The sequence below is a fragment of the Marinobacterium sp. xm-d-579 genome (assembly GCF_013282935.1).
Lineage (GTDB): Bacteria > Pseudomonadota > Gammaproteobacteria > Pseudomonadales > Balneatricaceae > Marinobacterium_E.
This window is the reverse complement of the sequence record NZ_WBYP01000002.1, coordinates 410223-423440: the sequence shown is the minus strand read 5'-3', so window position 1 is coordinate 423440 and position 13218 is coordinate 410223. Positions and strand designations below refer to the sequence as shown.

At 46.9% G+C, this 13218-nt stretch carries 14 protein-coding genes; 3 read left to right on the top strand and 11 right to left on the bottom strand.

Going from position 1 to position 13218, the window contains the following annotated elements:
• From XMD579_RS11500 to XMD579_RS05700, 3 genes are all read right to left on the bottom strand, one after another.
• On the bottom strand, positions 1-1359 hold the full coding sequence (locus XMD579_RS11500) for an ATP-binding protein (protein ID WP_173482500.1): 1359 nt from the start codon (positions 1357-1359) through the stop codon (positions 1-3).
• Position 1360: 1 nt separating this feature from the next.
• The gene (locus XMD579_RS05705; protein ID WP_173480948.1) at positions 1361-2017 is read right to left on the bottom strand and encodes a response regulator transcription factor; all 657 of its coding nucleotides are present in this window, start codon (positions 2015-2017) and stop codon (positions 1361-1363) included.
• 76 nt (positions 2018-2093) lie between these two features.
• Positions 2094-2720: a TetR family transcriptional regulator C-terminal domain-containing protein gene (locus XMD579_RS05700; protein WP_173482499.1), complete on the bottom strand. Its 627-nt coding sequence runs from the start codon at positions 2718-2720 to the stop codon at positions 2094-2096.
• Between the two features lie 122 nt (positions 2721-2842).
• On the opposite strand from XMD579_RS05700, the gene XMD579_RS05695 reads away from it, so the two are divergent.
• Positions 2843-4672: an ABC transporter ATP-binding protein gene (locus XMD579_RS05695; protein WP_173506029.1), complete on the top strand. Its 1830-nt coding sequence runs from the start codon at positions 2843-2845 to the stop codon at positions 4670-4672.
• A 7-nt stretch (positions 4673-4679) separates the two neighbouring features.
• On the opposite strand, the gene XMD579_RS05690 is transcribed toward XMD579_RS05695, so the two are convergent.
• From XMD579_RS05690 to XMD579_RS05670, 5 genes are all read right to left on the bottom strand, one after another.
• Positions 4680-5150 (bottom strand): YeeE/YedE family protein, encoded by a 471-nt coding sequence (locus XMD579_RS05690; RefSeq protein ID WP_173480945.1) that lies wholly within the window; start codon positions 5148-5150, stop codon positions 4680-4682.
• Entirely contained in the window at positions 5150-5590 is a 441-nt protein-coding gene (locus XMD579_RS05685) for a YeeE/YedE family protein (protein ID WP_173480944.1), read from the bottom strand. Before XMD579_RS05685 ends, XMD579_RS05690 begins: the two co-directional genes overlap by 1 nt.
• 111 nt (positions 5591-5701) lie before the next feature.
• Complete coding sequence (locus XMD579_RS05680; protein WP_173483959.1) at positions 5702-6316, bottom strand: DsbA family protein; 615 nt, start codon at positions 6314-6316, stop codon at positions 5702-5704.
• A gap of 3 nt (positions 6317-6319) precedes the next feature.
• Positions 6320-7297 carry an MDR family oxidoreductase gene (locus XMD579_RS05675; protein WP_173480942.1) on the bottom strand — a complete coding sequence of 326 codons (978 nt, stop codon included), beginning with the start codon at positions 7295-7297 and terminating at the stop codon, positions 6320-6322.
• Complete coding sequence (locus XMD579_RS05670) at positions 7278-7895, bottom strand: TetR/AcrR family transcriptional regulator (protein ID WP_173480941.1); 618 nt, start codon at positions 7893-7895, stop codon at positions 7278-7280. The genes XMD579_RS05675 and XMD579_RS05670 overlap by 20 nt, the downstream gene beginning before the upstream one ends.
• Positions 7896-8052: 157 nt before the next feature.
• Here XMD579_RS05670 and XMD579_RS05665 point away from each other — a divergent pair, with 157 nt between their 5' ends.
• Positions 8053-8445, top strand: coding sequence for a hypothetical protein (locus XMD579_RS05665; RefSeq protein WP_173480940.1), 393 nt, complete (start codon positions 8053-8055; stop codon positions 8443-8445).
• Here the strand turns inward: XMD579_RS05665 and XMD579_RS05660 are convergent.
• Positions 8442-9839 carry a dihydrolipoyl dehydrogenase gene (locus XMD579_RS05660; protein WP_173480939.1) on the bottom strand — a complete coding sequence of 466 codons (1398 nt, stop codon included), beginning with the start codon at positions 9837-9839 and terminating at the stop codon, positions 8442-8444. The two genes, XMD579_RS05665 and XMD579_RS05660, sit on opposite strands and share 4 nt — an antisense overlap.
• 87 nt (positions 9840-9926) lie before the next feature.
• The gene (locus tag XMD579_RS05655; protein ID WP_173488861.1) at positions 9927-11453 is read right to left on the bottom strand and encodes an FMN-binding glutamate synthase family protein; all 1527 of its coding nucleotides are present in this window, start codon (positions 11451-11453) and stop codon (positions 9927-9929) included.
• Positions 11454-11545: 92 nt separating this feature from the next.
• On the opposite strand from XMD579_RS05655, the gene XMD579_RS05650 reads away from it, so the two are divergent.
• A complete protein-coding gene (locus XMD579_RS05650; protein ID WP_173488862.1) occupies positions 11546-12397 on the top strand; it encodes a sulfurtransferase in 852 nt (283 codons plus the stop codon).
• Between the two features lie 46 nt (positions 12398-12443).
• On the opposite strand, the gene XMD579_RS05645 is transcribed toward XMD579_RS05650, so the two are convergent.
• Positions 12444-12767, bottom strand: coding sequence for a zinc ribbon domain-containing protein YjdM (locus XMD579_RS05645; RefSeq protein WP_173488863.1), 324 nt, complete (start codon positions 12765-12767; stop codon positions 12444-12446).
• Positions 12768-13218 lie beyond the last annotated feature (451 nt).

Sequence of the window (13218 nt, the reverse complement as noted above, 5' to 3'; positions counted from 1 at the left end):
TTATATCTTTACTTTTACTATCAACCGCTTGCCGCGACCTTCTCCAGCGATTTTTAAATCCAGATCGCCATTTAACTGATCAACCATAGCACCGACTATGGCCAAGCCTAAACCACTGCCTGGTTGCGATCGCTGATTACCGCGAACAAATCTCTGCTTCAATCCGTTTAGATCTTCTGGCGCTAAATCGGGTGCCAAATTCTCAACACTAAAGGCACCGTTCGACTCTAATCGAATAATGACGGGGCTCTCATTAGGCGCATACTTCAAGCCGTTTTCGACTAGGTTACTGAGTATGACGGCTAAGGCGTCAGGATCGATATCTAACAGGGGCGGTGATTCGCTGATGATTTCGACTCGATCATTACGAGGGTCTAGCTCGCGAGCAATCATCTTAACGATGAGCTCAAGATTGGTTGGCTCACCCTTGTATAGGGTTACCGATTCGGCACGTGCGAGTTGAAGCAGCTTATCAATCAGACGAGTTAGGCGTGCTAAGCTGGATTGAACAATCTTGAGTCGCTCAGCTTGATCCGTCGAACCAAGCTCATCAGAGAGTCTCTGCAGTTGAACGGACGCTACAGCCAGTGGGGTTCTTAACTCATGTGCACTGTTGGCCGCAAACTCACGCTCCGCTACCAGAGCGGTTCTAAGTCGATCAAGTAGGGCATTAGTGGCCCTTTGAACCTCTAAAAAGTCCTGTGGTAGCTCAGCTTGTGCGATTGGCTCTAAATTACTGCCGCTACGTGTCGCCATATTCTCAGCAAACTGTTGAACGGGCACTAAACGTCGTCTCACTGCGATGTAGACCAGCAAAACGCTCAATGGTAGCGCAATGGTAAAGACCAGTAAAAAGAGCAGGGCGGTATCAAATAGGACGCCGTAGCGGTGATCGACGGTCTCCGCGACCTGAAGATGGTAGCGACCATCTAGCGATGAAGCTGTATAAATGCTGAAATTTTTGCCATGGGTAAAGCCTGTCTGCAAACTATCAAGCATTGGCGTCATGGGCGCATTATTCGAACGCACCAGTATTCGCCCCTTAAAGTCACGCAGTTGATACATCAGGTATTCGGGTTGATCGCCCAAAATTCTTGGACCAACGCTTAGATTGAGCGTGCCCAGTAAGCTTAGCTCAGGTCTTAGATCAAGCAGGCCGAATTGGTTAAGTCGGTAGTCGGATATAGCGAGAGGCAAAACACGTTGTGCGGTCTCTTTTAGGCTTTGATCGTAGGTTGAATTGAGCTCCTTAACGAGTACCCATAGCGCGACCACCGTTGCCAATAACCAAACCAGCACCAAGCTCAGTGCAATTTGTACGCCGAGCTGAGCGGCTAAGGTTTTGGGTTTTAGAAACACGCTAGGCCTCTAAACGGTAGCCAAGGCCACGTGCCGTTTTAATCAGCTCTTTACCCAGTTTCTTGCGTAAGCGACTGATATAGACCTCGACGGTATTGCTCTCTACCTCATGTCCAAAGGCGTAGAGACGATCTTCGATCTGCTCTTTGCTGACAATGTGTCCGGGTCGTTTAATCAGTGTTTCTAAGATACTCCACTCACGAGCCGTCAGCTCGACATCTTGCTCGTCGACCTGCAGTGAGTGTTTTTGAAGGTCGGCTGTGATTCGACCAAAGGTGACCGCATTGGTCGCTAATCCGGCTCCTCGGCGTGTTACCGCCTGAATTCTGGCATTGACCTCATCCAAATCGTAAGGCTTGATCACATAGTCATCGGCACCGGCATCAAGACCGGCAATTCGATCGCTGATTTGATCACGCGCTGTCAGGATGATGACAGGGGTTGTAAGGCCTGCTTGGCGACGCTTTTTAAGCCATGGGATGGCATCGCCGTCTACCAGCTGTAGATCGAGAAGAACAATATCGTACTCTGTTGTTAGTAGAGCGGTTTCGGCTTGGCGCAAATGATCGAAACCATCAACTGCCATGCCTGAAAGCTCCAGATGCTCTGTTAAAGCGTTAGCTAATGCCAATTCATCTTCGACGAGTAGTACGCGCATGGCCAGCTCCCTGGTAGTGAATGCTCAATTTGGTTATTGGGCCAAAAGAGAATGAAAACAACCTTAACTAAGGCGTTTAGCTGATCTGCATACCTGCAAGAACCAATGCCGTTAGCGTTTTCTCAGCCTGATCATAGACCTCTAAATTGAGTCGTCTTTGCCCCAGAGCGGCCTTCACTTGAAGTTCGTAATCGGCGTAGTGTTGGGTAGATGCCCAGATGATAAAGAGTAGATGCTCTGCAGAGAGGTCAGGATTAACCTTGCCTGTTGATTGCCACTGTTTGATGATGTCACAACGGCCGGTAAACCACTCATGGTACTGCTTACCGAAGCGTTTTTTCATATGCGGTGCGCCGTTGATCACTTCCGCTGCAAAGATACGCGAAGCTTCTGGGTTTTCGCGTGAAAAGGTGATCTTTTTAGAGATATATTCCGTGATGAAGGCTTTAGGATCATCTTCGGCGACCAGTAGATCGAGGGATCCATCCCAAAGTGAAAGAATGTGTGTTAACACCTCTTGGTAGAGAGCCTCTTTAGAGCCAAAGTAGTAGTGTACATTGGGCTTTGGAAGCTCGGCTCTATCCGCTATGGATTGAACGGTGGTGCCTGAAAATCCTTTTTGGGCAAATTCACGTACCGCAGCGTTAATAATGAGTTGGCGGTTACGTTGACGAATGGCGCCGGTGTTTGAATCTTGGTTCATAGTAGATCTCTACTGAAGGGTATAAATACCACCCGTTTGATGGGCTGTTCTGTTACTCTAACGACTTGATCTTGTGGGTCAAGTTTTTACCGATCTCAATCTGTTAGCTTAAGGTTTTTACTGTGTTTCGACTCTTTGAGCGTTTTACTCAGCCCTACCCAGAACAGGGTGAATTACAGCCCCCTTCAACGCTGTTTGCGTTCATGCGTTTTTATACCAAAGGGTTTGAGATTCCGCTGTTAATCCTGTCGTTAAGTACCGCTTCCATTGCGATTCTAGAGGCGGTTCTATTCAGTTTTATGGGTGATTTGGTTGACTGGATTTCGACCATGACACCAGCTGAGTTGCTCTCTGAAAAGAGCTCAGAACTCTGGATGATGGCAGCTGTGCTATTGATCCTGTTCCCGTTGCTAACGCTAATCCACTCTTTGGTGATGCACCAATCACTGTTGGGTAATTATCCAATGGCGATTCGCTGGCTGTCTCACCGATACCTGCTTAAACAGAGTGTCAGCTTCTATCAGAATGACTTTGCGGGTCGTATAGCGACCAAAGTGATGCAGACAGCGCTCTCCGTTAGGGAAGCAGTGATGAAACTCATGGATGTGATGGTCTATGTGCTGGTCTACTTTATCAGTATGTTGGTGCTGGTGGCTCAATCAGACTGGCGCCTAATGATTCCCATGCTGGTTTGGTTGATCTGCTACATCGGCATTCAACTCTTTTTTATTCCTAAGTTAAAGCGGGTTGCGACTGAGCAGGCCGATGCTCGTTCAGTGATGACAGGCCGTATTGTCGACAGCTACACCAACATAAGCACGGTAAAGCTGTTTGCCCACACTCAGCGTGAGTCAGATTATGCCAAAGAGAGCATGGATGGCTTCCTAAAAACGGTCTACAGCCAAATGCGCTTAGGGACCGGGTTTAACGTGCTGGTTAACCTCATCAATTACCTTCTGACCTTTAGTGTTGCCGGCGTTTCCATTTATCTCTGGTCAGACTCAATTGTTACAGTGGGTGCGATAGCGATCGCGGTGAGTCTCTCTCTGCGATTAAGTGGCATCTCTCACTGGATTATGTGGGAGATCAGCATGCTGTTTGAGAATATCGGAAGCTCAGTTGACGGCATGAGAACGCTCTCTAAACCGATCGATATCATTGACAAGCCTGACGCGTCTGAATTGGCGCTCGTGAATGGCGAGATTGAGTTTGATGCGATTCAGTTCAACTATGATGTCGAAAAGCCTGTGCTGAATAAATTGAGCTTACACATCAATCCGGGAGAGAAAGTCGGTATTGTGGGGCGCTCAGGTGCCGGTAAATCAACGCTGGTTAATCTCCTGTTGAGGTTTTACGACCTGCATTCTGGTCAGATTAAAATTGACGGTGTCGACATTACCGATGTGACGCAAGACTCGCTTCGAGCGCAGATTGGCATGGTCACTCAAGATACATCTCTACTGCACCGAACGATTCGCGAGAACATTCTCTATGGACGCCCTGATGCCAGTGAGGAGGAGCTGTTGAAAGCCTTAAAGCAGGCTCAAGCGGATCTGTTCATTAATGACCTAACAGACCCTGAGGGTAATCGTGGTTTGGATGCGCAAGTGGGTGAACGTGGCGTCAAACTATCCGGCGGGCAGCGTCAGCGCATCGCCATCGCGCGTGTGCTGCTTAAAGATGCGCCTATTTTGGTCCTAGACGAAGCAACGTCCGCCTTGGACTCTGAAGTGGAGGCCGCTATTCAAGAGAGTCTTTACCAATTGATGCAAGGTAAGACCGTCATCGCCATTGCGCACCGTCTATCAACCATTGCAGCAATGGATCGACTGATTGTGATCGATGAAGGGCAAATTGTGGAGCAGGGGACACACCAAGAGCTACTCAATTCCGGTGGGATCTATGCGCAACTCTGGGCCCATCAAACCGGCGGTTTCCTGGGTTTAGAGTAAATATCTACTACTCAATACAGGATTGAGCTTGTCGCTCTTGCTCAGACAGGTGTGATTCTCGTTTGCGCATCCACAGGCGTGTTAACAGTGTGCCGATAACGTAAGCTGTTAACACGATCAAAATATCACTGTTAACAAAGCTGACCGCGGTGATCATTGGGCCTGGGCAGTAGCCAGCGATTCCCCAACCCACGCCAAACAGAGCCGCGCCAAGTATCAGGCGGCGATCAATCTGTTCTTTAAGTGGCGTTCTGAATAGTGTGTCACAGACCGGTTTATTTCGCTTTAGAATCAAGGGTGTAGCCACTATGTTTACAGCTAAGGCTCCTGCCATGACAAAGGCTAATGAGGGGTCCCATTGCCCTGTAACGTCAAGAAAGTTGACCACCTTGGCGGGATCGATCATCTGGGCTACAGAGAGACCAAGACCAAATAGGGTGCCTGATATCAAAGCGACTAGTAAGGATTTAATGTTCATTAAGCGCCCCCTACAAGATGGCGAACAATGAACACTGTTATCATCGCTGTCAGCATAAAGATCAGCGTTGCTACAAGAGATCTAAAGCTTCTACGAGCCAAACCACATATGCCATGGCCGCTGGTACAGCCAGTGCCAAGTGCTGAGCCGATGCCGACCAAAAGACCGGCAAGGATCAAACCCACTTTTCCAGTAACGGGCTGAATGCTCTCTACACCAGGTGAGATGCCAAATAATTGGTAAAGCACACCGCCTACAACTAAGCCGACTAAAAATAGAATACGCCATGGGATATCACCTTTTTCGGGAAGAATAACACCACCGGCTATCCCTGAAATACCCGCTATCCTCCCTTTAAAAAGCAGAAGAACGGCAGCCGACAGGCCAATTAAGGCACCACCAAGGAGTGCACTGTAAGGTGTGAAATTAATAATTTCCATGGGTAATAAAAGAGTCTGAAATTTCGCGATCGATAATGCTAATGGAGATGAGTCGTTTTAGCTAGAAGTTTGGTAGATTAAAGGGTTAGAGTCTTAGATGATATTGAACGCTTATTGCGTCTCTCGGAAACGCTTCTCGATTTTATCGAGGGTTGAATAACCTAAGGCTAAGGGTATTACCGCCTCGTCGTTGACCAGAAGTAGGGCAGGAAATCCTTGAATGCCAAGGGTTCTACAAAACTCCAGTTCACTGTTCAGTTTTGATTCTATCCTATCGCTGCTGAGTAATTCAGCGAACTGGCTAGCATCAAGCCCAATCGATTCTGCGCACTCAAGCAGGGTGCTTGTTTCAGAGGGGTTTTTAGCATCCAAATAGTAGGCCTTTTGAATGGCTTGGCTCATCAATTGCCGACCCTCTGGATGAAGCTCACCTGCCGCTATGACGGCTCGACAGCTAGGGTAGGTTGAACGTCTTGGTGTATTGCGAGTCCAAAAATCGTAGTTGAAGCGAGTACCTGTTTGAGACTCAATCCGTTGCCAGGTCGATGCGATCGCCTCACGCATCGATTGCGGCATAGGCTCATCAGAGTCTGGTGCCAGACCACCCATCACCCAAAGTACGTCGAGATCGGGATGCTGTTGCAGCCAGTTATCTAACGTCTTTGAAAAGGCCCAGCACCAGGAGCACATCGGGTCCATAACATAGATGAGTGATCTGTTTTCCATGTTTTAAATCTTCACTGCAACGCGGCCACGCACTTTACCTTCCAGTAGAGCAGCCCCTGTTTCGATGACCTGATCTAGAGTGATCTCGTTGGTCATGGTGTTAAGATCATCTTGATTGATAATCTCTGCAAGAGCCGCCCAAGCGAATTCACGTTGAGCGATAGGTTGCATCACACTGTCGACACCCAAAAGCGATACCCCGCGCAAGATGAACGGAGCAACGGTCATTTTCAGATCCATGCCCTGTGCCAGGCCACAGGCAGCCACAGCGCCACCCCACTGGGTTTGAGCACAGGCATTCGCCAAAGTATGACTACCCACGCTATCGATAACCGCTGCCCAGCGTTCAGCTTGCAGAGGTTTGCCCGGCTCAGAGAGCTCGGCACGATCAATAATTTCAGATGCGCCCAATGATTTAAGATACTCAGCCTCTTCAGGGCGTCCTGTTGATGCACAGGTGGTGTACCCAAGTTGTTTCAAAATGCGAAGCGCAAAGCTACCGACACCGCCATTGGCACCCGTCACCAGCACCGTACCCGACTCGGGTGTAATACCTGCTGATTGAATCGCTTGTACACAGAGCATTGCAGTGTAACCTGCCGTGCCAATGGCCATTGTTTGGGCTGCGCTGAGTGCTTCAGGTTTCTTGATTAGCCAATCGGCTTTCACTCGCGCTTTCTCTGCTAGACCACCCCAGTGGGTTTCGCCAACACCCCAGCCATTCAAAATGACTTGATCGCCGGCTTGGAAACGACTGTTTGTGCTTTCGATAACGGTGCCTGCAAAATCAATTCCGGCAACCATTGGAAAGCGGCGGACTACAGGCGCTTTACCCGTAATGGCTAAACCATCTTTATAGTTAAGGGTTGAGTACTCAACTTGCACCAGAACATCACCCTCTGGAAGCTGCGCTTCATCTACCTCAGAGAGTTTGCAGGTGTAACCAGCTGTTTCGTCTTTGTTAATGAGAATGGCTTTCATCGAATGGATACTCCTCTAGAAAGGTTCGACTGGATATAAATTGATTAAAAAACAGGTAGAGCGGGGTGGCTGACTGCTGAAGTTTTGCTCGCAACACAGCACCTTCCCAACCGATCCAAAACGCTTGAGCGAGTTGAGAAGAATCGGCACTTCGAACAACTTGTCCCGCTTGTTTACCTAGCTCAAATAGATCACTTGTTAAATCAGCCCATTGATTAAAAATCGATTCAATCGCATTACGAAAATCATTATCCAACGCGCTAATCTCTTGCCCTAAATTGCCAATCAAACAGCCGCGTTGAAAGTTGTACTTCTGCATTCCATTAGCGGCGGAGGTAACAAAGGCTTTTAATCGCTCAATAGGGGATAGATCGGCATTTAGAAACTGCTTATTCAGTTGATGCTTAAAGAATTCGTTGTAACTTTCGATTACCGCTAACCCAAAGCCAGTTTTAGAACCAAAGTGGTGATAGAAAGAGCCCTTTGGTACCCCGGACTGTTTAAGTAACTTGTCGAGCGGCGTTGAGGCAAAACCCTGTGAGGTCATTAACTCGGTGCCTATTCGTAACAGCTTCTCTTTAGCGCTTAAGTCATTCATAGCAAAGTGTATAGCCAATTTTTAGCCATACTAGACCGAACGGTCTAGAGCGTCAATCAGTTCTAGTCCTCTTTAAATAATTAAAGTTGGCACGCTGATTGCTAGTTGATGGGTTGTATAGATCAACAGAGATATTGGACGAATTTAAGGGTGCATTATGAATAGACAAATCTGTGAGTCGCTAACGGATCAAGCGGTTTTTAATGTTGATAGCTTAACTAACAGCCAATGTAACCTGAACGATGTATGGATCACGGAGCAGATCGATGAAGATGGTAAAGATATCCTGACGACTATATCTTCATGGGTGAATGGCGAGGGAGCGAAATTCGCACTTCAGATCAATTTTCGTTTTGATCCAAACTGCCCCGGTAAAATATGGGCCGACTACCGCTCACAGCCATCGATTATGAATGGGCACATTCTTGATGAATATGGCTTTAAACTACCGACTTACAAGTACCGCCGCTTAAGCTGGGATCTGTTGATGCAGATAGATACCCAAACCTTAGAGGAGAGGGTATCTGAACTGCATAGAACAACCCATTAATCCAAAATGCTTAATTTTTGCTCGGCTATGCTCTTGTTAGGATTTAATTGATGAGTGAGTGAGTCGATACAGGCTGATAGAGCCTCTTCGACCACAGGATGGTATGTCGGCATTTTGGATAGCTGCATTGCTGTCTGTTTTTGCTCAATCGCCCAGGCCATTAAATGGGCCAGATGCTCACCATCAACCGAGACAATCTCGGCCCCTCTAATAGTCCCTGTCTCTCTATCTGCGATTATCTTTATACCGCCAACAGTGGCGTGTTTAACCTTTGCTCGCCCGTTAGCTGTCAGTTTAACGAGAGAAGAGAGAGTCGTTTCATCCTCGACTAAATTGCCGACACGTGCAATGTTTGGCTGTGTAAAGACAATGCCAAGCGCTGTTTTGCGTTTAAACCTTTTAGCGGTTGTTTGATTAGCGTTATAGCCTGCAATCAGACCTTCATCAGCAGCTTCATGCATAACCGCGCGTTCTGAGGTTGCATCACCTGCAATATAAAGTGATGTACCCTCGACGCCCATTGTCTGCTCATTAAAGCTCACCTGTCCATCTAAGATAGCTGCTCCCGCTGCTTCAAGGTTCATTTTCAAACTGTTTGAGCGTCGACCCAGTGCGAGCAAGACCGCATCAAACGACTCTTCAATGCCGTTGCATATAACATTGACACCGCCAGAATCATTTTGATTAAGGGTCACGGGCTCCCCAAGGTGGATTGGGAAATACGTGGAGAGTGATTCTAGTGCATCCTCGAGTAGTTCATTATCTTGAATTCCGGCAACCGTTTGAGCTTGATCAAAACCTGCAACACGAACACCCAATTGACTTAAAGCTTGACCCATTTCTAGGCCTATAGCACCCATCCCTATGATGGCAATTGATGAGGGGAGTTTCTCGATCTCAAAAAAAGTGTCTGTCGTGTATAGGTTAGCAAAGTCCTGCCAAGGTTTAGGTATAACAGGGGATGACCCAGTAGCGACGATAGCATTATTAAACGTGATATCTTGGCCGTTAGCCCTAAGGCTATTTTTACCTGTGAATTCAGCATAACCACGGATTAAATGGTTATCATCCATTCTCTCAGTGGTGCGTCCGCGTACACCATTTGTGAACATGTCGCGCATCTTCCGAAGGTGCGTCATTACAGCGACAGGATCCAACTCAAGATGCGAGCTGCCTAAAATACCTTGGCTTTCAAACTGATCTCTACTACTGAATAACTCAGCGGTTTTTAACAGTACTTTCGAAGGCATGCAGCCAACGCGAGCGCAAGTGGTTCCATCTTCACCACCCTGAATCAACAGCCAGGAACGACCGCTCTTTTTGACTTCTGAAAGAGCGTATAAACCAGCCGTTCCAGCACCAATGATGACGGTATCGACTTTGCGATTCGACATAAAAATCCCTTTAATTGATTAATATTAGATAATTCTAATGTGTATCAAGGATTAGATGTATGATCAAAATCAATATCAGGTCAAAAACTATCGATACACTTCATCCATTGGCTTAGCGTGTTGATTAGAGGTGTAGATCAGAGCATTTTTTCGGCTCAGTTTAGAGGGGGAAGAGACCCCACAGCTCTTAGCGATGGTCTCAAGCTCTTTGTGCATCTCTTTAGCATAAGCAGCAACACGAACTGATTTGTTGACGGGATCTAGACCCGCTTGAAGTCGCTTATCATGCGTCGTGATTCCGGTTGGACAGGAGTTTTTATGACACTGCAAAGCTTGTATACATCCCAACGAGAACATGAAGCCTCGGGCTGTTGTGACAGCATCTGCACCGGCACAAAGGGCCCAAGCTACATCAACAGGAGTAATCAACTTGCCTGAGGCGACCAATTTTATCCGTTCTTTTAGGTTTAACTCAGTCAGAATGTTAGAGACTAAGGGGAGTGATTCTTGCAAGTTCATACCCGCGGCATCGATAAGAGACATGGGCGCTGCCCCTGTACCGCCGTTACCCCCATCTAGAGTGATAAAATCAGGGGCATAGGCGTTAATCACATCATCAAACGCGCTTTGCTTTGATTGGCTATCAGCTATATCTGCGGCAGCCGCCGAAGCTCTACTCGTTAAGGCGGTAAGCATCTCCCTGAACTCTGAAATATTACCCACACAGAGTTTGATACCTACAGGTTTTTCGGTCACTAATCTGACGTGCCTTATGAAATTGTAAAGGTCGTCATAACTCTGAATTTCTTGATGGGTAGGAGGCGAAATGCTGGCTTTACCCTCAGGAATGCCTCGCTGTGCAGCAATCTCTGCAGTCACTTTGTCAGCCGGCAGTATGCCGCCTTTGCCGGGCTTGGCGCCCTGAGAGAGCTTAATCTCAAACATTTTCACATTTGAGTTTTCTGCAACCACCTTCAGCTTCTCTTCACTTAATGAGCCATCTGAGTTACGTACGCCATACTTTGCGGTACCAATTTGGTAGACCACATCCGCTCCACCTTGAAGATGCTCTGTGGAAGCTCCTCCTTCACCCGTGTTAATCCAGATACCGGCTTCACGTGCGCCTGCAACGAGCGCTTTGACAGCGGGTTTTGAAATAGCACCAAAGCTCATACCTGAAATATGAAACACCTTGTCTGTGGCGTAGGGGTTGGGACAGTAGGGGCCAAATACCTGTTGTTGAGGCTCTTCATTGCCCGTGTAGGGAAAGACCGAGTTCGCAAAGAGAACATCCCCTTCATGTTGAAGGCGCGTAGAACCAAAGGCTTGAAGAGTAGATTCCTGCTTAGCCGCCTGATAAACCCAAGTTCTATCGGCACGGTTAAAGGGCATCTCCTCACGATCTTGAGCAAAGAAATACTGCCTGAAAAAGACGCCCATCTCCTCAAACATGTAACGTAGTCGCCCAACAACGGGGTAGTTACGACGAATGGTGTGGTCAACCTGATGACGATCACTGACATAAAGCAAGATAAGGCCAGAGACAAAAATCAGAAGGATAACGCCCGGTAGATAGCTCAGAATGAAATCAAAAAAACCAGTAATAATACCCATATACACCTCAATCTATTTGCTTTAACTTAACACGAAGAGATTAATCAAATGTTAAATTTCTTATCCATTTATCATAGAGCAGGGAACAGAAAGTGACTAACCCTTTGACGACGTTAATGAGTACGAGAGAGTTGATTTCATTGGATTGTGAAACGGTTATTTTTGATTGCCGTTTTGATCTGATGACTCCAGAAACAGGGCAGCAAGAGTACGATGAAGGGCATATTGAAGATGCTATTTACGTTAACTTAGATGAGGTTATGTCCTCTCCAATCACATCCACAAGCGGAAGACACCCATTGCCATCAAAGGAGTCGTTCGCACAGTTTCTAAGGTCCTGCGGTGTTTCTGAGAATACACAGCTGGTTGCCTATGATAATTCGGCTGGTCTGTTTGCGGCTCGTTTCTGGTGGATGTGTCGATGGATAGGCCATGAATCAGTGGCTATTCTTGAGGGTGGCATTAACGCTTGGAAACAGCAGGGCGGAAAGGTCACAACAGAAGCGCCTAATATAAATCAAAAGGGTGATTTGACGGTTAAGGAGAGTTTGGAATCCGTTGTTGATGTTGATGATGTTATTAAGGCTTCTAAACTGAAGGATCGTATTATTGCGGATGTACGTGCAGCCGAGCGCTTCAGAGGTGAGGTAGAACCCATTGATCCGGTCGCAGGGCATGTTCCAAACGCAAAGAACATTCCACTGTCTGATAACTACGACGCTGAAGGACAATTTCTATCTGCAGACCAACTACAACAGATCTATCGCCACAAGCTGGGTGACTATAAAGCGCAGGACCCAATCCTGATGTGTGGTTCTGGTGTAACCGCTTGTTTAAGTCGTTTCTGCATTGAGTTGGCGGGATTGCCACCAGTCAGTGTCTACCCAGGATCCTGGTCTGAGTGGATTAGAGATCCCAATAGGGGTGTTGAAACTGGGAACTAAACAGTCAGGGCAGGGTGTCAGGCCAAAAGCCTGACACCTTAATACTTTAGGCCTTTTTAACGAACTCTGATTTCAGCATCAATTTGCCACAATCGATATTGTGATCCCCGTCTACTAAACGTCGCACTTGGAATTTAGTGCCAACTTTCTCTGTACCACCACCTTTGACTTTAAGATCTTTAATCAAGGTTACAGAATCACCTTCTTGCAGCTGATTACCGTTTGCATCTTTAACAATCAGCAGGTCTTCAGACTCAGCCGCTGCATTGGGATCCCACTCATGTCCGCATTCAGGGCAGACAAGTTGTCCTTGATCTTCATAGGCATATGGAGAGGAGCATTCAGGGCAAGCTGGGTATGAGTCTGACATCGGAAATTCCTTAATAAAAATAAGGGATTAATCATACCTGATTTAAAGCAGTTCATAAAAGTTATCCACACTGAAAAACCGCATCAATCCTCACCTAAAAGCATCATGAATCATTTTAATAGAGCCAAATAACGGCGGTTAGCAGGCTTAGATACGCGCGAAGATAAAGGGGTATAAAAATAAGGTTGATTATTGTTTTGTTCGGTAAACAGCTGTTTTTAAATATTTAAATAAAGGAGATAAGGCAATTTTCGTTAAAGGTTAGATAAGCTCAACTGTTTTTAACCCTTACGCAAATATATGACGGAAGGCGCTACAAGCTCTGAATGTGATTGTTTGCACACAAGTGATCCTCAGATTGATTAACACAACTATCAACAGCCAATGGTTTGGTTGGGGTCAATCGGTTTTCAGTGCTTATTAAGCCTTAAGGGTGGTGATTGATTCTTTT

Coding starts and splice junctions, on each gene's coding strand:
- XMD579_RS05665 (WP_173480940.1), top strand. CDS start 8,053: ATGAATAGACAAATCTGTGAGTCGCTAACGGATCAAGCGGTTTTTAAT.
- XMD579_RS05705 (WP_173480948.1), bottom strand. CDS start 2,017: ATGCGCGTACTACTCGTCGAAGATGAATTGGCATTAGCTAACGCTTTA.
- XMD579_RS05670 (WP_173480941.1), bottom strand. CDS start 7,895: ATGAATGACTTAAGCGCTAAAGAGAAGCTGTTACGAATAGGCACCGAG.
- XMD579_RS05675 (WP_173480942.1), bottom strand. CDS start 7,297: ATGAAAGCCATTCTCATTAACAAAGACGAAACAGCTGGTTACACCTGC.
- XMD579_RS05690 (WP_173480945.1), bottom strand. CDS start 5,150: ATGAACATTAAATCCTTACTAGTCGCTTTGATATCAGGCACCCTATTT.
- XMD579_RS05680 (WP_173483959.1), bottom strand. CDS start 6,316: ATGGAAAACAGATCACTCATCTATGTTATGGACCCGATGTGCTCCTGG.
- XMD579_RS05700 (WP_173482499.1), bottom strand. CDS start 2,720: ATGAACCAAGATTCAAACACCGGCGCCATTCGTCAACGTAACCGCCAA.
- XMD579_RS05645 (WP_173488863.1), bottom strand. CDS start 12,767: ATGTCAGACTCATACCCAGCTTGCCCTGAATGCTCCTCTCCATATGCC.
- XMD579_RS05655 (WP_173488861.1), bottom strand. CDS start 11,453: ATGGGTATTATTACTGGTTTTTTTGATTTCATTCTGAGCTATCTACCG.
- XMD579_RS05685 (WP_173480944.1), bottom strand. CDS start 5,590: ATGGAAATTATTAATTTCACACCTTACAGTGCACTCCTTGGTGGTGCC.
- XMD579_RS05660 (WP_173480939.1), bottom strand. CDS start 9,839: ATGTCGAATCGCAAAGTCGATACCGTCATCATTGGTGCTGGAACGGCT.